This is a genomic window from Actinomadura latina NBRC 106108 (genome assembly GCF_001552195.1).
Classification (GTDB): Bacteria; Actinomycetota; Actinomycetes; order Streptosporangiales; family Streptosporangiaceae; genus Spirillospora; species Spirillospora latina.
Genome location: NZ_BCQS01000005.1, coordinates 887,804 through 909,421, shown reverse-complemented (window position 1 = coordinate 909,421; position 21,618 = coordinate 887,804). Strand labels below are relative to the sequence as shown.

Here is a 21,618-nt window from a genome sequence, read left to right as displayed (position 1 = left end):
GTCGCCCGTGACGACGGACGTGCGAGAAGGAATCAAGCAGGCGGCGGGACACCCATGGTTCCACCGCATGTCCCGCGTGGGACTGGTCGCCCGCGGCCTCCTCTATCTGCTCATCGGCTGGATCGCCCTGCAGGTGGCGTTCGGCGGCGGCGGCAAGGAGGCCGACCGGAAGGGGGCGCTGCAGTCCCTCATCGACAAGCCCGGCGGCCCGGTCGTCCTCTGGCTGATGGTGGCCGGTTTCGCCGCGCTCGCCCTCTGGCAGTACGCCGAGGCCCTCTACGGACGCCCCATACCGGACGGTGACAAGCCCGCCCAGCGGCTGGCCTCCGCGGCGCGGGGCGTCATGTACTCGGCCGGCTGCGCGGGCACCGTGGCGTTCCTGCTCGGCCACCAGGGAAAGTCGAGCGACCAGCAGTCCAAGACCTTCACCGCGCGGCTGATGGGCGAGCCCGGCGGCCGCTGGCTCGTGCTGGCGATCGGGACGGGCTTCGTGGTCTGGGGCGCCGTCGTGATCGTCAGCGCCGTCCGCCGCTCGTTCCTGGAGGAGCTCGACACCGCCCGGATGAGCGACGCGGCACGCCATTTCGTGCAGCCCTTCGGGATCATCGGCAACACCGCCCGCGGCCTCGTCGGCATCGCGGCCGGCGCCTTCCTCGCCTACGCGGCCGTCACCTTCGACCCGGGGAAGGCCCACGGCCTGGACGGCGCCCTGCGCGAGTTCGCCGGCACCCCCGCCGGCGTCTGGGGCTTGGTGGCCGTCGCCGCGGGCGTCCTGACCTTCGGCCTCTACTCCTTCTGCGAAGCCCGCTGGCGCAAGGTCGACGCGACCCGTCAGGGCTGGTAGGGCGCGAGGGCCTTCCAGCCGGGGTCGGCCGTGGAGGCGACCTTGGCCTTGCCCTCCGGCCAGCCGGCGGCGAGCTGGTCGAGCTCGGAGACGACGCCCGAGTCGGGGTCGGCGTACAGGTGGAAGACGCGCAGCCCGTCGCCGGTCTCGCGGACGGCGAGGACCGCGCGGTCGCCCAGCTTGGCGAGCTTCTTCTCGAAGGCGCGCAGCGCGCCCGCCGACGGCTCGACCGGCAGCCGGTCGGGGTTGCTGTTGGCGTACGGGAGGCTGATCGCCACGTGCAGGTCGCAGAGCGGGTAGTCCTGGCGGTGCAGCGGGAACCGGGCGCCGAGGCGGGCGGGGTGCCCGCGCGGGGTGCGGCCCTCGCCGGTCAGCCAGGCGGGCTCGGCGAACGGCTCGGCGACCTGCTCGACGACCGCGGGCAGCATCGACGGCGGCAGCGAGTCGATCGGCGCCTCCATCGCGATCGTGACCTCGCCGACCCAGCGGGCCACGTCGTCCTCGCCGAGCGCCCAGTACAGGACGTTCAGCGCCACCTGGAGCTGCTGCTCCTCGGCGACGAACAGGAAGTCGGGGTGGTACGCGCTGATGTGCACGCGGGCGCGGTCGGTGTCGGCGCGCATGCCCAGCCGGACGTACTCGAGGTCGAACTCGTGGTCGCCGAGGATGAGGTCCTGGGAGAGCATCTCCGGGTCGGCCTGGCGCGCCGGGTGGAAGTTCCAGCCGCCGGCCGCGGCGCCCACCGGCGCCGAGCGCGCCCACCGCTCGGTGATGCCGCGCAGCCCCGGGTCGCCCCCGCCGGTCACGGTCAGCGACGGGTTGCGGTCGTCGGCGCCGCCGATCTCCCACTGCAGCCCCGAGTGGATCTTGTGGACGCGGCGCGACAGCTCCTCGATCGTCTCCGCCGACAGCCCCTCGCCGGGCACGGCGGCCTCCGCCGCGTCGGGCTCGGGCCCGGCGGCCAGCGAGGCCTCGATCGTCGGGCGGGCCTGCGCCCACCACTCCCAGAACTCGCTGATGGCGGGCGGTACGACGGCGGACGCCTCGCGCGGACGGCGGAAGATTCCCATAGCGGCCCCAATCGTACGCGGAAATGCAGGCGGCGGACTCGGCCACGCCGCGTACGCTCAAAGGACTATGACTCTGCGCGTACTCGCCGCCATGTCCGGCGGCGTCGACTCCGCCGTGGCCGCGGCCCGGGCCGCCGAGGCCGGGCACGACGTCACCGGCGTCCACATGGCCCTGTCCAGCAACCCCCAGTCCTACCGTACGGGCGCACGCGGCTGCTGCACCCTGGAGGACTCCCGGGACGCCCGCCGCGCCGCCGACGTGATCGGCATCCCGTTCTACGTGTGGGACCTCGCCGAACGGTTCCACAAGGACGTCGTCGAGGACTTCGTCAGCGAGTACGCGGCCGGCCGCACCCCGAACCCGTGCCTGCGCTGCAACGAGAAGATCAAGTTCGCGGCCCTCCTCGACCGCGCGATGGCGCTGGGCTTCGACGCCGTCTGCACCGGCCACTACGCGCGCCTCGACGGCGGCGTCCTGCGCCGCGGCCTCGACGCCGGCAAGGACCAGTCGTACGTCCTGGCCGTCTGCACGCCCGAACAGCTCGCGCACGCGCTGTTCCCGCTCGGCGACACGGCCAAGGCCGACATCCGGCGGGAGGCGGAGCGGCGCGGCCTCCAGGTGGCCGACAAGCCGGACAGCCACGACATCTGCTTCATCGCCGACGGCGACACGCGCGGCTTCCTCGCCGAGCGGCTCGGCTCCGCCAAGGGCCCGATCGTCGACACCGACGGCAACGAGATCGGCGAGCACGACGGCGCCTACGCCTACACGATCGGGCAGCGCAAGGGCCTGCGGATCGGCACCCCGGCACCGGACGGGCGCCCCCGCTACGTCCTCGACGTCTCCCCGGTCACGAACACGGTGACGGTCGGGCCGCGCGAGGACCTGGACGTCCGCGAGATCACCGGGGAGCGCCCGGTGTGGCTGGGCGACGCGCCGGCGGGCCCGTTCGCCTGCCAGGTCCAGCTGCGGGCGCACGGCGAGGTCTACGACTGCACGGCCGAGCAGCGGGACGGCGAGCTGCGCATCCGCCTCTCCACCGCGGCCCGCGGCGTCGCCACCGGCCAGGCCGCCGTCCTCTACACGGGCGACCGCGTCCTCGCGTCCGCCACGATCGCCGACACCGCCCGCATCCCCGCCTGACGCACGGGGCCGGGCGTCGGGAATCATGAAGGGGCCGCGGTCGCTTATGGACCGTAGGCGGATCATGGGAGGCGTGTCGTGGAGTTCGGTGTTTCGACGTTCGTGACCGATGACGGGATCGGGCCGGCGGCGCTCGGGCGGGCGCTGGAGGAGCGCGGGCTCGGGTCGCTGTACCTGGCCGAGCACACGCACATCCCGGTGAAGCGGGAGTCGCCGTGGCCGGGCGGGGCGGAGCTGCCCCGGATGTACTACCGGACGCTCGACCCGTTCGTAGCGCTGACCGCCGCGGCGGCGGTGACCGAGCGGCTGCGCGTCGGGACGGGCATCGCGCTGATCGTCCAGCGGGACCCGATCCTCCTGGCGAAGGAGGTCGCCTCGCTCGACCTGGTCTCCGGCGGGCGGGCCGTGCTCGGCGTCGGCGCGGGCTGGAACCGGGAGGAGATGCGCAACCACGGCACCGAGCCCACGACCCGGACGCGGCTGCTCCGCGAGCGGGTGCTCGCCGTCAAGGAGCTGTGGACGAAGGACGAGGCCGAGTTCCACGGCGAGTTCGTCGACTTCGACCCGGTGTTCTCCTACCCCAAGCCCGTCCAGGACCCGCACCCGCCCGTCATGATCGGCGGGGCCGGGCCGACGACGTTCGACCGGGTCGTGGAGTTCGGCGACGGCTGGATGCCGATCTACGGGCGCGGCACCGACGTGCTCGCCGCGAAGATCGCCGAGCTGCGGGAGCGGGCGGGCCGCAGGGTGCCGGTCACGGTGTTCGGCGCGCCCGGGAAGCGCGAGGCCGTCGCCGAACTGGCGGCCGCGGGCGTCGACGAGGTGCTGTTCAACCTGCGCACCGAGCCGGAGGCCGACACGCTCCGCTACCTGGACCGGCTCGCGGAACTGCTGTGATCACCGCGCCGCTAGGCTTTCCGGTGTGACGAGTCATCCCTGGCGGGCCGGGACGGCCACCGGCATCGGGTCGTATCCGGGCGACGACCCGGCGGAGGCGCTGCGGGTCGTCCTCGGGGAGCTGCCCGAGCTGCCGCACCTGCCGGAGCTGCCCGCGCGCGGTCCCGGCGCCGACCTGACCGGGCGGACGGCCGGGCTGCTCGTCGACATGCCGGTGCGGGTGGAGCCGTCCGGGTGGCGGTTCTCCGACCGTCCGGGCCGCGACACGCTGCGCGCCCATGACCACATGGCCCGGGACCTGGACGTCCTGGAAGAGGTCGCGGGCGGCCACGACGGCCCGTTCAAGATCCAGGTGTGCGGGCCGTGGACGCTGGCGTCCACGATCGAGCTGCGGAACGGCGAGCGGGCGCTGAAGGACCCGGGCGCCGTCCGCGACCTGGCCGCCTCGCTCGCCGAGGGCGTCGCCGCGCACGTCGCCGGCGTCCGGCGCCGGCTGCCCGCGGCCCGGCTCGTCCTGCAGCTGGACGAGCCGGGCCTGCCCGCCGTCCTCGCCGGGACGGTCCCGACCGCCAGCGGGTTCTCGCGGCTGCGCGCGGTCGAGGAACCCGTCGCCGAGGAGGCCCTGCGCACGGTGATCGAGGCGGCCTGCGCGGAGGACGCCGCCTACCCGGTCGTGCACTGCTGCGCCCGGGACGTCCCGTACGGGCTGCTGCGCGGCGCCGGCGCCAAGGCGATCGCGGTCGATCTGCGGCTGGTGCCGAGGCGTGACGACGACGCGGTGGGGGAGGCGATCGACGCGGGGACGGCCCTGTTCCTCGGCGCGGTGCCCGCCACCGACGCCGTCCTGCCGTCCCTGCAGGCGACCGGGGAGCCCGTGAGGGACCTGTGGCGGCGGCTCGGCTTCCCGCCCGCGCGGCTGGCGGAACAGGTCGTGATCACCCCGGGCTGCGGCATGGCGGGGGCATCGCCCCGGTACGTCCGCGAGGCTCTCAGGCGCTGCCGCGACACGGCGCGGATGCTTTACGAAGCGGCCGAGTGAGTCAGGCCGTAATGTCGGACGCGGCGGCGAGAATGAGGGCATGACCATGAGCGACGGCGTTCCCGCCGAGGCACGGCAGCGGCACCTCGAACTGAGCGAAGAACTCGAAGAGGCCAACTACCGGTACTACGTCCTCGACCAGCCGACGCTCACCGACGCCGAGTACGACGGGCGGATGCGGGAGATCCGCGCGCTGGAGGAGCGGCATCCCGAGCTGGTCACGCCCGACTCGCCGACGCAGCGGGTCGGCGCGCCGATCGTCACCGACTTCGCGACCGTCCAGCACCTGGAGCGGATGCAGAGCCTCGACAACGCGATGAGCGCCGACGAGCTGCTCGCGTGGGACGAGCGCGTCGTCAAGGAGGTCGGCGAGGTCGCCGGCTACCTGTGCGAGCCGAAGATCGACGGCCTCGCGATCGCGCTGACCTACGAGAACGGGCGGCTGACGCGCGGGGTCACGCGCGGGGACGGGCGCACGGGCGAGGACGTCACCAACAACGTCCGCACCATCGCCGACATCCCGGACCGGCTCGCGGGGGAGGGGTGGCCGGACGTCCTGGAGGTCCGCGGCGAGGTCTTCCTGCCGGTCGACGGGTTCGAGCAGGTCAACGCGGCGCAGGTCGAGGCCGGCAAGGACCCCTTCGCCAACCCGCGCAACGCGGCGGCGGGGTCGCTGCGGCAGAAGGACCCGCGGGTCACCGCGCACCGGCCGCTCGGCATGCTCGTCCACGGGTTCGGCGCCTGGCGGGGCGGGGCCCAGCCGGAGAGCCAGTCCGGGGCGTACGAGCTGATGCGCGGCTGGGGCCTGCCGGTCAGCGACCGGTACGAGGTCGTCGGCGGGCTCGACGCCGTCCGCGAGTACATCGCCGAGTACGGCGAGAACCGGCACGGCACCGCCTACGAGATCGACGGGGTGGTCGTCAAGGTCGACCAGTTCTCGCTGCAGCGGCGGCTCGGCTCGACGAGCCGGGCGCCGCGGTGGGCGATCGCGTGGAAGTACCCGCCGGAGGAGGTCAACACCAAGCTCCTCGACATCAAGGTCGGCGTCGGGCGTACCGGGCGCATCACCCCGTACGGCGTGATGGAGCCGATCAAGGTCGCCGGGTCCACGGTCGAGCGCGCGACCCTGCACAACGCGGGCGAGGTCAAGCGGAAGGGCGTGCTGATCGGCGACACCGTCGTGCTGCGCAAGGCCGGCGACGTGATCCCCGAGATCGTCGCGCCGGTGACCGCGCTGCGGGACGGCTCGGAGCGCGAGTTCCAGATGCCTGCGCACTGCCCCGAATGCGGGACGGAGCTGGCGTACGAGAAGGAGGGCGACGCCGACATCCGGTGCCCGAACGCGCGGTACTGCCCGGGGCAGCTGCGCGAGCGGCTGTTCTTCGTGGCGAGCCGCAACGCGCTCGACGTCGAGGCGCTCGGGTACGTCGCGGCGACCGCGCTCACGCAGCCGCTGGAGCCGGACGACCCGCCGGTGAAGAACGAGGGCGACCTGTTCCACCTGACCGTCGACCGGCTGCTTCCGATCAGGAGCCTGGTCCTCGACCAGCGGACCGGGACGTCCAAGACCGACCCGAAGACCGGCGAGCCGAAGGTCGTGTCGTTCTTCGCCAACAAGGAGGGCGAGCCGAAGAAGACGGTCGAGATCCTTTTCGAGGAGCTGGAGAAGGCCAAGCGGCAGCCGCTGTGGCGGGTGCTGGTGGCGCTGTCGATCCGGCACGTGGGGCCGTCGGCGGCGCGCGACCTGGCCCGCGAGATGCGCTCGATGGCCGCGATCGCGAACGCGACCGAGGAGGAGCTGGCGGCGGTCGACGGCGTCGGGCCGACGATCGCGGCGTCGATCAAGAGGTGGTTCGCGGTCGACTGGCACCGGGAGATCGTCGACAAGTGGCGGGCCGCGGGCGTCCGGATGGAGGACGAGGGGGCCGCGGGCCCGCGTCCGCTGGAGGGCGTGACCGTGGTGATCACCGGCTCGCTGGAGGAGTACAGCCGGGACTCGGCGACCGAGGCGGTGCAGCGGCTCGGCGGCAAGGTCTCCGGCTCGGTGTCGAAGAAGACCGGCTTCGTGGTCGTGGGCGACAGTCCAGGGTCGAAGTACGACAAAGCCGTCAAGCTCGGCGTACCAGTCCTGGCGGAGGAAGGCTTCCGCGTCCTGCTCGCGGACGGGCCGGATGCGGCCAAAAACGTAACTTTGCGCGCCGATGAATGACGGGGCGTGATCATGGGGTTCCGACCAGGGGCGCATTACTCAGGGGTACACTCCAACTACCCAACGGTGAGCGGCGGGTACGGAACGGCATAACGGAACGTACGCAATCGGTTTCGCGAAGTTGAGCTGAGGCCGTACCCTCCCTCTCATCACGACCTGTACCTGAATCTCCGGACGTGACACCCGGGGGGCGTCCCCCGAGGTCGGGGACGTTCCGGTGCCGGGGGACGGCCCCCCGAACCCCCCGAGGATGTGATGAAGGACCCGAACAACACCAGGAACACGGCCCCGCGCCGTGGCTCCCCGTTGTGGATCTACTTCGTCGTGGTCATCCTGCTCGGCGTCACGGCCGGCGGGGCCGCGTTCTCCGGGCTGAGCACGGCCGACCTGGACGCCCTCGTCAGCACGCCCGTGTTCTGGATCCTCGGCTGCTTCATCGTGTTCGGCGAACTGCGCCCGATCATCACGCCCGGCCCCACCGAGAACAACGGCGCCACGACCTCCACCACGTTCTCGTTCGCCGCCCTTCTCTACGCCGGCCTGCCCATCGCCGCCGCCCTCCAGGTCATCGCCGTCATCACCTGCGGCATCTTCCGCGGCCGCGCCCCGCACCGGATCGCCTTCAACGCCGCCCAGTACACCCTGAGCCTCGCCGCCGCCCAGCTCGTCCTGGCCCTGTTCGGCGACCTCGCGACCCCGTCCGACCTGTGGGTGCCGCACGGCGGCGACCTGCCCGCGATCGCGCTCGCCGGCGCCGTCTACTTCGCCTGCAACGACACCCTCGTCGGCTCCGCGGTCGCGCTGCACGCCCGGGTCTCGCTGGTCAAGGCCCTCCGCTTGGACCTCGCCTACCAGGTCCTCGTCCACCTGGCCCTGCTCGGCCTCGCCCCGCTGATGGTCATCGCGATGGACCGATCCGCCCTGTTCGTGCCGCTGATCGTCCTGCCGTTCATCGCCGTCTACATGAACGCCTCGGTGTCCGTCCGGCGCGAGCACCAGGCCCTGCACGACGGGCTGACCGGGCTGCCCAACCGCAAGCTGCTGATCGTCCGCACCGAGGAGGCCCTCGCCCAGGCGCGGGGCGCGGTGAGACGCGGCGCCGACCGGCGCCGCACCGGTCTCGCCCGCCGCAAGCCGGCCGACCCGACGAACCACCGCGCCGGGCTGTTCCTGCTCGACCTCGACCGGTTCAAGGAGGTCAACGACACCCTCGGGCACCCCACCGGCGACCGACTCCTCCAGCTCGTCGCGCACCGCCTCACCCACAGCGTCCGCCCCGGCGACCTCGTGGCGCGGCTCGGCGGCGACGAGTTCGCGGTGCTGCTGCCGTCCGTCCGGGACGAGGCCGCCGCCCGCGAGGTCGCCGCCCGGCTGCGCGCCGCGCTCAGCGAACCCGTCCGCCTCGACGGCATGTCGTTCGACCTGGAGGCCAGCGTCGGCATCGCGCTGTTCCCCGACCACGCGCCCGACTTCGAACTGCTCCTCCAGCGCGCCGACGTCGCCATGTACAACGCCAAGGAGGCGCGCACCGGCGTCGAGATCTACTCGTCCCGCAAGGACCGCAACTCCCCGGAGCGGCTCGGCATGCTCGGCGACCTGCGCCGCGCCATCGACCGCTCCGAACTCGAGCTGTTCTACCAGCCGAAGGTCTCACTGCGGGACGGCCACCTCGTCGGCATGGAGGCGCTGCTGCGCTGGCGGCACCCCGACAAGGGCGTCCTCGAACCCGCGGCGTTCCTGTCCATCGCCGAGCAGACGTACCTGATGCGCTCGATCACCCACTACGTCGTGACCGAAGTGCTCGCCCAGACCGCCGCGTGGTGGCGCGAGAACCTCGCCGTCCAGGTCGCGGTGAACGCCTCCGGCCGCGACCTGCTCGACACCGGTCTCGCCGAGACGATCGAGGAGGGCCTGCCCGCCGCCGCGCTCCAGCTGGAGATCACCGAGCGGATCCTGATGAACGAGCCCGCCTACGCCTCCGACACCGTCGGCGCCCTCGCCGACCTCGGCATCCCGCTCAGCCTGGACGACTTCGGCACCGGCTACTCCTCCCTCGTCCGGCTCAAGCGGCTGCCCGTCGAGGAGATCAAGATCGACGCCTCGTTCGTGCGCCGGCTCGCCGAATCCCCCGACGACGCCGTCATCGTCCGCTCCATCGTCGACCTCGTCCGCACCCTCGGCCTCCGCTCCGTCGCCGAGGGCGTCGAAGACCCGGCCACCGCACAGACCCTCCGCGACATGGGCTGCGACGCCGCGCAGGGCTGGCACTTCGGCCGCCCCATGGACGCCAAGACCGCCACCGACTGGCTCCGCCGCAACGCCCAGATAACCCCCGAACCCGCTGCTTGACCCAGGGGGCGGCTTTGACCCAGGGGGGCGACCCCCTGGAACCCCCGTCACGACGCAGGCGATCCTCACGCCGCTGTTGCGGTCTTTGTGCCTGTTTCCGGCGTGCGTGGCGTCGCTGCGGTCGCCTGCGTCGGCGGGCAGGCCCGCTGCGGGCGCCAGAGCGCCCTCCGCGTACCTGCCCGCGGCCCCGGCCGAGGTCCCGTCCAAGAGGGTGTTGCGGCCGCGGTCATCGGAGCGGGGCGCGGGAGGACGGGGCTCAGTTGCGGCGGCCTCGGTAGGGGTGAGGGTGCTCAGTAGCCGCGTCGGCGGGCCTCGTAGTCGTCCTCGTAGTACTCCTCGCGGACGCGGGGTGGGGGGCGGCGCTCCACGGAGCGGCGGGCGGACACGATCCTCACGATGCCGATGACGAGGCCGATGAGGCCGCCGACCATCAGGATCACGCCGACCAGCCGGATGTCGATGCCGCTGAACTCGTAATTGACCGCATAGGCCAGGATCGCGCCGATGATGATCAGGGCGATGCTGCCGCCGATGGTCACGGCGGTCTCCTCTCGTCGTCCCGGGGGTGGACGAGACAAGCGTTCCCCCTATGCGGAGATGAAACGGCGCGCCGGGATCATGCCCGCGTAAACCAGTCGGGCGGCGAGGCGCGCGGCCCATAGGATGGGCGGGAACCCAATACATCGCCAGGAACGGTTTCTCATCATGTCCGCCATCACCCGTGACGAGGTCCAGCATCTCGCCCGGCTGTCCCGGCTGGCGCTCGGCGACGACGAGCTCGACCATCTCGCCGCCCAGCTCGACCAGATCATCTCCGCGGTCGCGCGGGTGCAGGAGGTCGCCGCGGAGGACATCCCGCCCACCTCGCACGCGCTGCCGCTGACCAACGTCTACCGGACGGACGAGGTACGGCCGTGCCTCACGCCCGAGCAGGCCCTCTCCGGCGCGCCCGCCGCCGAGGAGCAGCGCTTCCGCGTCCCGCGGATCCTGGACGAGGAGGCCTGATGGAACTGGTCGGTAAGGGCGCGGCGGAGCTCGGGGAACTGCTCGCCGCCGGTGAGGTGTCGGCCGTCGAGGTGGCCGAGGCGCATCTGGACCGCATCGCGGCCGTCGACGGGCAGGTGAACGCCTTCCTGCACGTCGACCGGGAGACGACGCTGGCCCAGGCGCGGAAGGTGGACGAGCGGCGCGCGGCGGGGGAGGAGCTCGGCCCGCTGGCCGGCGTCCCCATCGCGCACAAGGACGTGTTCACCACCACGGACATGCCCACCACCGCCGGGTCCAAGATCCTCGAGGGCTGGCGGCCGCCGTACGACGCGACCATCACGGAGCGGCTGCGGCAGGCCGGGCTGGTGATCCTCGGCAAGACGAACATGGACGAGTTCGCCATGGGATCGTCCACCGAGAACAGCGCGTACAAGACCTCGCGCAACCCGTGGGACCTGGGACGTATCCCCGGCGGCTCGTCCGGCGGTTCGTCGGCGGCCGTCGCCGCCTACGAGGCGCCGCTGTCCACGGGCACCGACACGGGCGGCTCCATCCGGCAGCCCGCCGCCGTCACCGGCATCGTCGGGATGAAGCCCACCTACGGCGGCTCGTCCCGCTACGGCGTGATCGCGTTCGCGTCCTCGCTCGACACGCCGGGCCCGTTCGCCCGCAACGTCCTCGACGCGGCGCTGCTGCACGAGGCGTTCAGCGGCCACGACCCGATGGACTCCACCTCGGTGAGCGAGGCCGTCCCGCCGGTCGTGGACGCCGCGCGCCACGCCGACGTCAACGGCCTGCGCGTCGGCGTCGTCAAGGAGTTCGCCGGCGACGGCTACGAGCCGGGCGTCTCGGCCCGCTTCGCCGAGGCGGTCGAACTGCTCGAAGCCCTCGGCGCGAAGGTCGTCGAGGTCTCCTGCCCGCACTTCGCCTACGCGCTGCCCGCCTACTACCTGATCGCGCCGTCGGAGTGCTCGTCCAACCTGGCCCGCTTCGACGCCATGCGGTACGGCCTGCGCGTCGGCGACGACGGCTCCCGCAGCGCCGAGGAGGTCATGGCGCTGACCCGCGCCGAGGGCTTCGGCCCCGAGGTCAAGCGGCGCATCATGCTCGGCACGTACGCGCTGTCGTCGGGCTACTACGACGCCTACTACGGCAAGGCGCAGCAGGTCCGCAGCCTGGTCAAGCGCGACTTCGAGGCCGCGTTCGAGCAGGTGGACGTGCTGGTCTCGCCGACGACGCCGACCACCGCGTTCCCGATCGGCGAGCGCGCCGACGATCCGATCGCGATGTACCTGGCCGACCTGTGCACCATCCCGGCCAACCTCACCGGCAACGCCGCGATCTCGGTGCCGTGCGGCCTGTCGGACGGCCTGCCCGTCGGCCTGCAGATCATGGCCCCCGTCCTCGGCGACGACCGCGTCTACCGCGTCGGCGCCGCCGTCGAGCGGGCCCTGGAAGACCGCTGGGGTGGCCCCCTCCTGGCCCAGGCCCCGGAACTCTAGGCGATCCGGAACGGCGTACGCCGGCCGGGCGGCCGGGACGGAAGAGGCGTTGAAGGGACTGGGATTCCTGTGAGCGTGGACACGCTTATGAGTTATGACGAGGCACTGGCCAAGTTCGAGCCGGTGCTCGGTATCGAGACGCACATCGAGTTGGGGACCGCGTCGAAGATGTTCTGCGGGTGCCCGACCGGGTTCGGCGCGGAGCCGAACACGCAGGTGTGCCCGGTGTGCCTCGGCCTGCCGGGTGCGCTGCCGGTGACCAACCACGCGGCGATCGAGGGCATCATCAAGATCGGGCTGGCGCTGAACTGCGACATCGTGGAGTGGTGCCGGTTCGCCCGGAAGAACTACTTCTATCCGGACATGCCGAAGAACTTCCAGATCTCGCAGTACGACGAGCCGCTCTGCGTGGAGGGCCACCTCGACGTCGAGGTCGACGGCGAGACGTACCGGATCGAGATCGAGCGCGTCCACATGGAGGAGGACACCGGCAAGTCGCTGCACGTGGGCGGCTCGACGGGACGCATCCACGGGGCGGAGTACTCGCTGGTCGACTACAACCGGGCCGGCATCCCGCTGGTGGAGATCGTCACCAAGCCGATTCCGGGGACCGGTGACAAGGCGCCGCTCGTGGCGCGCGCCTACGCGACGGAGCTGCGCGAGCTGGTCCGGTCGCTCGGCGTCTCGGACGTGCGCATGGAGCAGGGCTCGATGCGCTGCGACGTGAACGTCTCGCTCATGCCGCGCGGCGCGCAGGAGTGGGGCACGCGGTCGGAGACCAAGAACGTCAACTCGCTGCGGTCGGTCGAGCGGTCCGTCCGGTCGGAGATCGAGCGGCAGGCCGGGGTGCTGGACGCCGGCGGGCGCGTGGTCCAGGAGACCCGCCACTTCCACGAGGACACCGGCCGCACGACCAGCGGGCGCAGCAAGGAGGAGGCGCAGGACTACCGGTACTTCCCCGAGCCCGACCTCGTGCCGATGGCGCCGTCGCGGGAGTGGGTGGAGGAGCTGCGCGCGTCGCTGCCGGAGCTGCCCGCGGCGAGGCGGCGGCGCATCCAGGGGGAGTGGAACCTCTCCGATCTGGAGCTGCGGGACGTCGTCAACGCCGGCGCCGTCGATCTCATCGAGGCGACCGTCGCGCAGGGCAGCGATGCCGGCGCGGCGCGCAAGTGGTGGATGAACGAGCTGTCGCGCCGCGCGACCGAGCAGGGCGTCGAGCTGGCGGACCTGCCGATCACGCCGGAGCAGGTCGCGCGGGTGCAGGCGATGATCACGGCCGGGGAGCTGAACGACAAGCTGGCCCGGAAGGTGTTCGAGGGCGTCCTCGCGGGGGAGGGCACGCCGGACGAGGTCGTCGCGAAGCGGGGGCTGAAGGTCGTCAGCGACGAGGGCGAGCTGTCGTCGGTCATCGACCGGGTGATCGCCGACAACGCCGCGGTCGCCGACAAGATCCGGGCGGGCAAGGTCGCCGCGGCGGGCGCGCTCGTCGGCGCCGTCATGAAGGCCACCCGCGGGCAGGCCGACGCCGGGCGGGCGCGGGAGCTGATCCTGGAGAAGCTCGGCGCCTCCTGACGCGTGCAGCCGTCCCGTGGCGCGGGCCGCGGGACGGCGGTCAGCCGAGCGGGACGTCGAGGATGCGGTCGTCGTCCGGCGCCGGGTCGCCGCGGCCGTCGCGGTTGCTCGTGGTGACCCAGAGGGAGCCGTCCGGGGCCTTGACGACGGCGCGCAGGCGGCCGAAGTCGTTCTCGAAGTGGGCGACCGGACGGCCCGCCCTACCGTTGTCGACGGGGACCTGCCAGAGGCGTTCGCCGCGCAGGGCGGCGGCCCACAGGGAGCCGTCCGCGTAGGCGAGGCCGGACGGGGACGCCTCGTCGGTCGTCCACGTGAGCAGCGGGTCGGTGAACCCCTTGCGGTTCCCGATGCCCTCCACCTCGGGCCAGCCGTAGTTGCGCCCCTTCTGGATCAGGTTGATCTCGTCGAAGCGGTTCTGCCCGAACTCGGTGGCGTACAGGCGGCCCTGGTCGTCCCAGGCGAGGCCCTGGACGTTGCGGTGCCCATAGGACCAGACGCGGTTGCCGAACGGGTTGCCGGGGGCGGCCTTCCCGGCGGGCGTGACGCGGAGGATCTTGCCGGCGAGGGAGTTCCTGTCCTGGGACAGGCCGCCCTCGCCGGTCTCGCCCGTGGTGACGTAGAGCATCTTGTCGGGTCCGAACGCCAGCCGCCCGCCGTTGTGGATCCCGCCCTTCGGGATGCCCGTCACGATCGGCTCGGGGGCGCCGAGACGCCCGTCATAGGTGGCGCGGACGACACGGTTGTCGGACGCGGCCGTGTAGTACAGGTAGATCAGGTGGTCGGTCGAATACGACGGGGACACGGCTACGCCCAGTAGCCCGCCCTCGCCCTCGGGTTCCACCCCGGGCACCGTGCCGGCCGCCGTCCTGTCCCCGGACGGCGAGACCCGCACCAGGCGGGCCGACTCGCGTTCGGTGACCAGGGCGTCGCCGCCGGGCAGGAACGCCGCCGCCCACGGCACCTCCAGGTTCCCCGCGACCGTGCGCGGCTTCCCGGCCGTCCCCGCCGGCGCGCTGGACGGCAGCGGCGCCGGTGTGCGCGCGCCGCCGTCGCCGCCCCCGCCGGACGGCGAGGACGAGCAGCCCGCCAGGACCACCGCGGCCGAGACCAGGACGATCGTGTGCAGTCGCATGAACGCCTCCCGTAGGTAGTACGGATCCGGCGGGCAGGTCGTTCCCCGTCACCGAGCGTCATGCCGGGGCAAGGCGCCGATTCCGTGACGATCGGCTTTCGGACGTCCCAAACGGATCCGCGACGAGGTCGTTTGTCGCCGGGAGGACGCTCAGCCTCAATCGCTCCGTGACCTACCGAACGTACAGTGAGCGACACGGTGATCCCGTAGTGCAGCAACGTCGCTGATCCCAGGCACGCGGCTCCGGCAGGCAAGCTCCCCCCAGGCAGGCCGGTTCGCTCGCCACCGCCCTGCGCCGACCCTGTGCGGGGCACGATCCGTGACCTTCGGCCCGTTGTACGAGCGGCGAGGGTCGTGGACCCACTCTCCCCCGGCGTGCGGCGTCACCGTCCGCGGGGGCCGGCACGCCCCGCCAGGGGGCAGGAAGGGACACGGCGCGATGAGCGGCGATTACGCCAGGCGGATACCGCCGCGTGCGCTGCCGGTCGCCATGGCCGCGGTCGCCGGCGTGCTCTACGCCGCCGGGTCGCTGCTGGGCTGGGGCGGCCGGGCCTTCATCGCGTGGGCGGAGGCCGCCGCCGCGGGCGCCGCCGCCGTCTCCCTGCTGCTGTCGTCGCGGCGGCCGGACGGCGTGCCGGCGGAGCCCGGCGTCCCGGGCGGGCTGTGGCGCGCGTCGCAGCGCTGGTACGGGATCGCCGCCGCGTCCTGGTTCGGCGGCGCGGTCGGCGGCGCGCTGTCGGACGGCACCGGCCGCAGCGCCCTGTCCCTCTCGGTGCCCGACCTGTTCTACCTGGTGGCACTGGTCGCGCTCGGCACCGGACTCGTCGTGCCGGTCAGGCTGCCCCGCGACACGGGGACGTGGCTGCGCTACGCGGCGGACACCTATGTCTGCGCCAGCGCCCTGCTCGTGCTCGGCTGGGTCGCGCTGTTCGGCACCCTGTACCACCGGTCGGGGGGAGTCGCCGACCGAGTTCACGCTGGAACTGCTGTATCCGCTGATCGACATCGTGTTCGTGTGCGGCGCGCTGCCGTTCGTCCTCGGCGCCGCGCGCGGGCACCGGCGGCTCGCCTGGATGGGGTACGGCGCGCTGACCGCGATCGAGGGCGCCGACGTCGTGACCACGTTCGTCCGGCTGGACGGCGGCGGAGCGGCCGACGACCCGTCCGACATCCTGCGCCTCGCCGGGCTGCTGCTCCTGCTGCTGGTGCCGTGGACGGGCCCGGCCGCCGAACCGGACCTGCCCGTCGACGACATCCCCGCGGACGTCGAGGTCGAGGCCGAGGAGTGCGGCCGCATGATCGGGCCCGGCATCGCGCCCGCCGCGGTCGCCGCCGCGGCGGCGCTGTTCATCGCGGGCCACTCCATCACCGGGCAGAACGGCCTGGAGCCCGGCATCTCGATCGCCGCGGGCTCGGCTGCGCTGGTGCTGATCGCGCGCCTCGCCGGGCTGCTGCGGGAGAACGACGCGCTGCGCCGCGCCGTGGAGACCGGCGAGGAGCACTTCCGGGCGCTGTCGGAGAGCATCAACGACGCGGTGCTCATCTGCGATCTCGACGCGACCGTGCAGTACGCGAGCGCGGGCGCCCTGCGCATGTACCACTACACGTCCGACGAGCTGCTCGGACGACCGCTGAACGACCTCGTCCACCCCGAGGACGTCCCGCACGTCCAGGCGGTCTTCACCGAGTTCCTGGACGAGCAGGCCGGCCTGGGCGGCCCCGACGACGTGCTGCGGGTGTCGTGCCGGGTCCGCGCGGCCGACGGCACGTGGCTGCCCACCGAGTCGACGATCTCGCGGTACAGCGGCTCGGACGGGGCGCCGGGCCGGCTGCTGGTCACCACGCGGGACCTCAGCGAGCGGGCGGCGCTGCAGCGGCAGGTCGCGCACCTGACGTTCCACGACGGGCTGACGGGCCTGCCGAACCGGTCCTACTTCGAGGAGCGGACGCGGGAGGTGCTGTCGCGGCAGCCGTCCGGCGGCAAAGTGGCGGTCGTGTTCGTCGACCTCGACGGGTTCACCGCGGTGAACGACTCCGAGGGGCACGCGGCCGGGGACCAGGTGCTCGCGCAGGCGGCCCGGCGGCTGCGCGCGAACGTCCTGTCCGACGACACGGTGGCGCGCTGGGGCGGCGACGAGTTCGCCGTCCTCGTGCAGCTGCCGCCGGACGACGGTGAGACGCGCGCCACAGTCGAACTCGCCGGACGGCTCCTGCGGGTCCTTTCGGCCGACCCTTACCAGGCGGGCGACAAGCACATCGTGCTGACCGCGAGTGTCGGCATCGCGTTCGCCGGGGACGAGGAGGAGCCCGGGTCCGGCGGCGGCGGCTCGGACGCGGGCCGCCGGATCCGCCGCACCGCCGCCGACCTGCTGCGCAACGGCGACCTCGCGATGGCCCGCGCGAAGGAGATCGGCGGCGGGCGCGTCGAGGTGTACGCGCCGCACATGCACGCCGACGTCGTCCGGCGGCTGGAGCTGGGCAGCGACCTGCAGGCGGCGCTCGCCGAGGAGCAGTTCGCGGTCGAGTTCCAGCCGGTGGTGGACCTCGGCACGTCCCGGGTGACCGGGGTGGAGGCGCTGCTGCGCTGGTGGCGCGGGAACGAGGCGGTGCCGCCGGAGGAGTTCATCGGCCCGGCGGAGGAGTCCGGCCTGATGGTGCCGCTCGGCGGCTGGGTGCTGCGGGAGGCGTGCCGGGAGGTCGCCCGGTGGCGCCGCGACTCGTGGGACGTGGGCGTGTCGGTGAACTTCACCGCCCGGCAGATCGCCGCGCCCCGGTTCACGGAGTCGGTCGCGGCGGTGCTGGAGGAGACCGGGCTGCCGCCGAGCGCGCTCACCCTGGAGGTCCGCGAGGAGGTCCTCGTCGAGGACGCCGGGCAGAACGTGGCGCGGCTGTCGGAGCTGCGCGCCCTCGGCGTCCGGCTGGCGATCGACGACTTCGGCACCGGGTACGCCTCGCTGGCCTACCTCGGACAGCTCCCGGTCGACATCATCAAGATCGACCCGTCGTTCGTGGCGGGCCTCGGCGTGGACGAGACCCGGACGCTGCTCACCCGCACGATCGTCCGGCTCGGCAGCGACCTCGGGCTGACCGTGGTCGCGGAGGGCATCGAGCGGCCCGAGCAGCTGGAGCTGCTGCGCGAGATGGGCTGCCCGCGCGGCCAGGGCTTCCTCGTGGCGCGCCCGATGGCGGCCGGGCGGGCCGAGTCGCTGGTGCGGACGAACCTCGCCGCGCGGAACCGCCCCGGCGACGTCGCGCTGCCCCTTCCGGGCTGATCTCCACGGCGTGACACGCACCACAGACGTCTCAAATAATGAGAATTAGCGTCCACGGATTTGACCGGCGGCCGGACATCGGCGAAAGTAGGCCCGTGCAGAGCACTTTCACCATCCTCGTAGTACTTGGTCGGCGCGCGGGCTGACCAAGCTTCTCGTCCTGCGCGCCTCCCCTCGACCGCTTCACGGCGGCGGGGGTTTTTTGTTGCCCGGCGAGCCAAGACTCACTCCCCAAGGAACCGCAGAATCATGACGACCGAACAGATGACGGGAGCCCAGGCGCTGGTGCGCGCCCTGGAGAACGTCGGCGTCGACACCGTGTTCGGCATTCCGGGTGGCGCGATCCTCCCGGCGTACGACCCGCTGTTCGACTCCAAGAAGCTGCGCCACATCCTCGTCCGGCACGAACAGGGCGCCGGCCACGCCGCCCAGGGCTACGCGATGGTGACCGGCAAGGTGGGCGTCTGCATGGCCACCAGCGGCCCGGGCGCGACCAACCTCGTCACGGCGATCTCCGACGCCTACATGGACTCGGTGCCGATCGTGGCGATCACCGGCCAGGTCGCGTCGTCCCTCATCGGGACGGACGGCTTCCAGGAGGCCGACATCGCGGGCATCACGATGCCGATCACCAAGCACAACTTCCTCGTCACGAAGGCCGCCGACATCGGCCGGACCATCGCCGAGGCGTTCCACATCGCGAGCACCGGCCGTCCGGGGCCCGTCCTCGTCGACATCGCCAAGGACGCGCTGCAGGCCACCGTCGAGTTCGAGTGGCCCGTCCAGCTCCAGCTCCCGGGCTACCGGCCCGTCACCCGGCCGCACTCCAAGCAGGTGCGCGAGGCGGCGCGGCTGATCGTGGGCGCGGACCGTCCGGTGCTGTACGTCGGCGGCGGCGTGCTGAAGGCCGGCGCGTCCGCCGAGCTGAAGGTGCTCGCCGAGCTGACCGGCGCGCCCGTCGTCACCACGCTGATGGCCAAGGGCGCGCTGCCCGACAGCCACCCGCTGCACATGGGGATGCCCGGCATGCACGGCGGCGTCGGCGCGGTCGGCGCGCTGCAGCGCTCCGACCTGCTGGTCACCCTCGGCGCCCGGTTCGACGACCGGGTCACCGGCAAGCTGGACGGGTTCGCGCCGCACGCCAAGGTCGTGCACGCCGACATCGACCCGGCGGAGATCTCCAAGAACCGGCACGCCGACGTCCCGATCGTCGGGGACGCCCGCGAGGTCATCGCCGACCTGATCGTCGCCGTGCAGAACGAGCACGAGCAGGGCAACAAGGGCGACTACACCGACTGGTGGCGGCAGCTCGACGCATGGCGCGAAACGTACCCGCTGGGGTACGACACGCCGGCCGACGGCTCGCTGTCCCCGCAGTACGTCATCGAGCGGATCGGGCAGATCGCCGGGCCGGACGCCTACTACGTCGCGGGCGTCGGCCAGCACCAGATGTGGGCCGCGCAGTTCGTCAAGTACGAGCGGCCGGGCGCGTTCCTGAACTCCGGCGGCGCCGGGACGATGGGCTACGCCGTCCCCGCCGCGATGGGCGCCAAGGTCGGCGCGGCGGACACGACGGTCTGGGCGATCGACGGCGACGGCTGCTTCCAGATGACCAACCAGGAGCTCGCGACCTGCGCGATCGAGGGCATCCCGGTGAAGATCGCCGTGATCAACAACGGCAACCTCGGCATGGTCCGGCAGTGGCAGACGCTCTTCTACAACGAGCGCTACTCCAACACGAACCTGCACGCCGCCAAGCGGATCCCCGACTTCGTCAAGCTCGCCGAGGCCTACGGCTGCGTCGGCCTGCGCTGCGACAAGGCCGAGGACGTCGACGAGGTCATCAACAAGGCCATGGAGATCAACGACGCCCCCGTCGTGATCGACTTCGTCGTGCACAAGGACGCCATGGTCTGGCCGATGGTCGCGGCCGGCACCACCAACGACGACATCCAGATCGCGAGGGACATGGCGCCCGAGTGGGAGAACGGAGACTGACCCCGATGAGCCTGCACACCCTCTCGGTGCTGGTGGAGAACAAGCCCGGCATCCTGGCCCGGGTCGCGGCGCTGTTCTCGCGGCGCGGTTTCAACATCGAGTCCCTGGCGGTCGGCACCACCGAGCACCCGGACATCTCCCGGATGACGATCGTGGTGAACGTCGCCGGCCTGCCGCTGGAGCAGGTCACCAAGCAGCTGAACAAGCTGATCAACGTCCTGAAGATCGTCGAGCTGGACTCGTCGGCGTCCGTCCAGCGCGAGCTCATCCTGGTCAAGGTGCGCGCCGACGCGGAGACGCGCTCCCAGGTGCTGGAGACCGTGAACCTGTTCCGTGCCAAGGTGGTGGACGTGGCGCCGGACGCCGTCACCATCGAGGCGACCGGCAACCGTGACAAGCTGGACGCGTTCATCAGGGTCCTGGAGCCGTTCGGCATCAAGGAACTGGTGCAGTCGGGCATGGTGGCCATCGGCCGCGGCGCCCGGTCCATCACCGACCGCTCGCTGCGGGCCATCGAGCGCAGCGCGTGAACTCACTGAAAACAACGCGTGACACGCGAAACAACGAAAGGCGACAGCACTGTGGCTGAGATGTTCTACGACGACGCCGCCGACCTGAGCGTCATCCAGGGCCGGCACGTGGCGATCATCGGCTACGGCAGCCAGGGGCACGCGCACGCGCTCTCCCTGCGCGACTCCGGCGTGGACGTGCGGGTCGGGCTCCGCGAGGGGTCGGCGAGCCGGGAGAAGGCGGAGGCCGAGGGCCTGCGCGTCGTGACCCCGGCGGAGGCGGCCGAGGAGGCCGACCTCATCATGCTGCTGGCCCCGGACCACCACCACCGGGAGATCTTCGAGAAGGACATCAAGCCGGCGCTCGTCGAGGGCGACGCGCTGTTCTTCGGCCACGGCTTCAGCATCCGCTACGACCTCGTCCAGCCGCCGGAGGGCGTGGACGTGGCGATGGTCGCGCCGAAGGGACCGGGGCACCTCGTCCGCCGCCAGTTCGTCGCCGGGCGCGGCGTGCCGGTGATCGTGGCGGTGGAGAAGGACCCGTCCGGCAACGCCTGGCCGCTGGCGCTGTCCTACGCCAAGGCGATCGGCGGCCTGCGCGCGGGCGGGATCAAGACGACGTTCACCGAGGAGACCGAGACCGACCTGTTCGGCGAGCAGACGGTGCTGTGCGGCGGCGTCTCCGAGCTGATCAAGACCGGGTTCGAGGTGCTGACCGAGGCCGGCTACCAGCCGGAGGTCGCCTACTTCGAGGTCCTGCACGAGCTGAAGCTGATCATCGACCTGATCTACGAGGGCGGCATCTCCAAGATGTACTGGTCGGTGTCCGACAACGCCGAGTACGGCGGCTACAGCCGCGGCCCGCGCGTGATCACGCCGGAGACCAAGGCCGCGATGAAGAAGATCCTCGGCGAGATCCAGTCCGGGCAGTACGCCAAGGAGCTGGTGGACGAGTTCGAGGGCGGCCAGAAGCAGTTCCAGCAGTACCGCGACGAGCTGGCCGGGCACCCGATCGAGAAGACCGGTGCGGAGCTGCGCCCGATGATGAGCTGGCTGAACGACTGAGCCGGCTGAACGACTGGGCCGGCTGAACG

The 21,618-nt window shown here is 72.2% G+C and carries 17 protein-coding genes; 13 read left to right on the top strand and 4 right to left on the bottom strand.

Annotation, left to right across the window (positions count from 1 at the left end; translation table 11 throughout):
- Positions 1–67: 67 nt before the first annotated feature.
- Complete coding sequence (locus AL2_RS10595; protein WP_083946309.1) at positions 68–844, top strand: DUF1206 domain-containing protein; 777 nt, start codon at positions 68–70, stop codon at positions 842–844.
- Here the strand turns inward: AL2_RS10595 and AL2_RS10590 are convergent.
- Positions 832–1,914, bottom strand: coding sequence for a DUF695 domain-containing protein (locus tag AL2_RS10590; RefSeq protein WP_067632324.1), 1,083 nt, complete (start codon positions 1,912–1,914; stop codon positions 832–834). The genes AL2_RS10595 and AL2_RS10590 overlap by 13 nt on opposite strands.
- Before the next feature lie 67 nt (positions 1,915–1,981).
- Here AL2_RS10590 and mnmA point away from each other — a divergent pair, with 67 nt between their 5' ends.
- The 5 genes from mnmA (at position 1,982) to AL2_RS10565 (ending at position 9,552) form a co-directional block, all read left to right on the top strand.
- On the top strand, positions 1,982–3,058 hold the full coding sequence (gene mnmA / locus AL2_RS10585) for a tRNA 2-thiouridine(34) synthase MnmA (RefSeq protein ID WP_067632321.1): 1,077 nt from the start codon (positions 1,982–1,984) through the stop codon (positions 3,056–3,058).
- Positions 3,059–3,136: 78 nt separating this feature from the next.
- Positions 3,137–3,955 (top strand): LLM class F420-dependent oxidoreductase, encoded by an 819-nt coding sequence (locus AL2_RS10580; RefSeq protein ID WP_067632319.1) that lies wholly within the window; start codon positions 3,137–3,139, stop codon positions 3,953–3,955.
- Positions 3,956–3,980: 25 nt separating this feature from the next.
- Positions 3,981–4,994 (top strand): methionine synthase, encoded by a 1,014-nt coding sequence (locus AL2_RS10575; protein ID WP_067632317.1) that lies wholly within the window; start codon positions 3,981–3,983, stop codon positions 4,992–4,994.
- Positions 4,995–5,034: 40 nt separating this feature from the next.
- On the top strand, positions 5,035–7,203 hold the full coding sequence (gene ligA, locus AL2_RS10570; protein ID WP_067632315.1) for an NAD-dependent DNA ligase LigA: 2,169 nt from the start codon (positions 5,035–5,037) through the stop codon (positions 7,201–7,203).
- A 255-nt stretch (positions 7,204–7,458) separates the two neighbouring features.
- Positions 7,459–9,552, top strand: coding sequence for a putative bifunctional diguanylate cyclase/phosphodiesterase (locus AL2_RS10565; protein ID WP_067632313.1), 2,094 nt, complete (start codon positions 7,459–7,461; stop codon positions 9,550–9,552).
- Between the two features lie 290 nt (positions 9,553–9,842).
- Here the strand turns inward: AL2_RS10565 and AL2_RS10560 are convergent, their stop codons facing one another.
- The gene (locus AL2_RS10560; protein ID WP_067632311.1) at positions 9,843–10,091 is read right to left on the bottom strand and encodes a DUF6458 family protein; all 249 of its coding nucleotides are present in this window, start codon (positions 10,089–10,091) and stop codon (positions 9,843–9,845) included.
- Positions 10,092–10,257: 166 nt separating this feature from the next.
- Between AL2_RS10560 and gatC the strand changes: the two genes are divergently transcribed.
- The 3 genes from gatC to gatB all read left to right on the top strand — a co-directional run bounded on the left by gatC (position 10,258) and on the right by gatB (position 13,613).
- Positions 10,258–10,557 (top strand): Asp-tRNA(Asn)/Glu-tRNA(Gln) amidotransferase subunit GatC, encoded by a 300-nt coding sequence (gene gatC, locus AL2_RS10555; RefSeq protein WP_067632309.1) that lies wholly within the window; start codon positions 10,258–10,260, stop codon positions 10,555–10,557.
- Positions 10,557–12,041 carry an Asp-tRNA(Asn)/Glu-tRNA(Gln) amidotransferase subunit GatA gene (gatA, locus tag AL2_RS10550; RefSeq protein ID WP_174550822.1) on the top strand — a complete coding sequence of 495 codons (1,485 nt, stop codon included), beginning with the start codon at positions 10,557–10,559 and terminating at the stop codon, positions 12,039–12,041. The genes gatC and gatA overlap by 1 nt, the downstream gene beginning before the upstream one ends.
- Positions 12,042–12,128: 87 nt before the next feature.
- Positions 12,129–13,613: an Asp-tRNA(Asn)/Glu-tRNA(Gln) amidotransferase subunit GatB gene (gatB, locus tag AL2_RS10545; RefSeq protein ID WP_067632307.1), complete on the top strand. Its 1,485-nt coding sequence runs from the start codon at positions 12,129–12,131 to the stop codon at positions 13,611–13,613.
- 40 nt (positions 13,614–13,653) lie between these two features.
- Here the strand turns inward: gatB and AL2_RS10540 are convergent, their stop codons facing one another.
- Together AL2_RS10540 and AL2_RS39125 are read right to left on the bottom strand one after the other, a co-directional pair.
- Positions 13,654–14,745 carry a PQQ-dependent sugar dehydrogenase gene (locus AL2_RS10540; RefSeq protein WP_067632305.1) on the bottom strand — a complete coding sequence of 364 codons (1,092 nt, stop codon included), beginning with the start codon at positions 14,743–14,745 and terminating at the stop codon, positions 13,654–13,656.
- Between the two features lie 513 nt (positions 14,746–15,258).
- On the bottom strand, positions 15,259–15,492 hold the full coding sequence (locus tag AL2_RS39125) for a hypothetical protein (RefSeq protein ID WP_067632303.1): 234 nt from the start codon (positions 15,490–15,492) through the stop codon (positions 15,259–15,261).
- Between the two features lie 260 nt (positions 15,493–15,752).
- Here AL2_RS39125 and AL2_RS10530 point away from each other — a divergent pair, with 260 nt between their 5' ends.
- The 4 genes from AL2_RS10530 (at position 15,753) to ilvC (ending at position 21,589) form a co-directional block, all read left to right on the top strand.
- Complete coding sequence (locus AL2_RS10530; RefSeq protein ID WP_067632301.1) at positions 15,753–18,017, top strand: putative bifunctional diguanylate cyclase/phosphodiesterase; 2,265 nt, start codon at positions 15,753–15,755, stop codon at positions 18,015–18,017.
- Positions 18,018–18,143: 126 nt separating this feature from the next.
- Positions 18,144–20,015, top strand: coding sequence for an acetolactate synthase large subunit (locus tag AL2_RS10525; RefSeq protein WP_083946307.1), 1,872 nt, complete (start codon positions 18,144–18,146; stop codon positions 20,013–20,015).
- Between the two features lie 5 nt (positions 20,016–20,020).
- On the top strand, positions 20,021–20,545 hold the full coding sequence (gene ilvN, locus AL2_RS10520; protein WP_067632296.1) for an acetolactate synthase small subunit: 525 nt from the start codon (positions 20,021–20,023) through the stop codon (positions 20,543–20,545).
- An 18-nt stretch (positions 20,546–20,563) separates the two neighbouring features.
- Positions 20,564–21,589 (top strand): ketol-acid reductoisomerase, encoded by a 1,026-nt coding sequence (gene ilvC / locus AL2_RS10515; protein WP_281181578.1) that lies wholly within the window; start codon positions 20,564–20,566, stop codon positions 21,587–21,589.
- Positions 21,590–21,618: the final 29 nt, after the last annotated feature.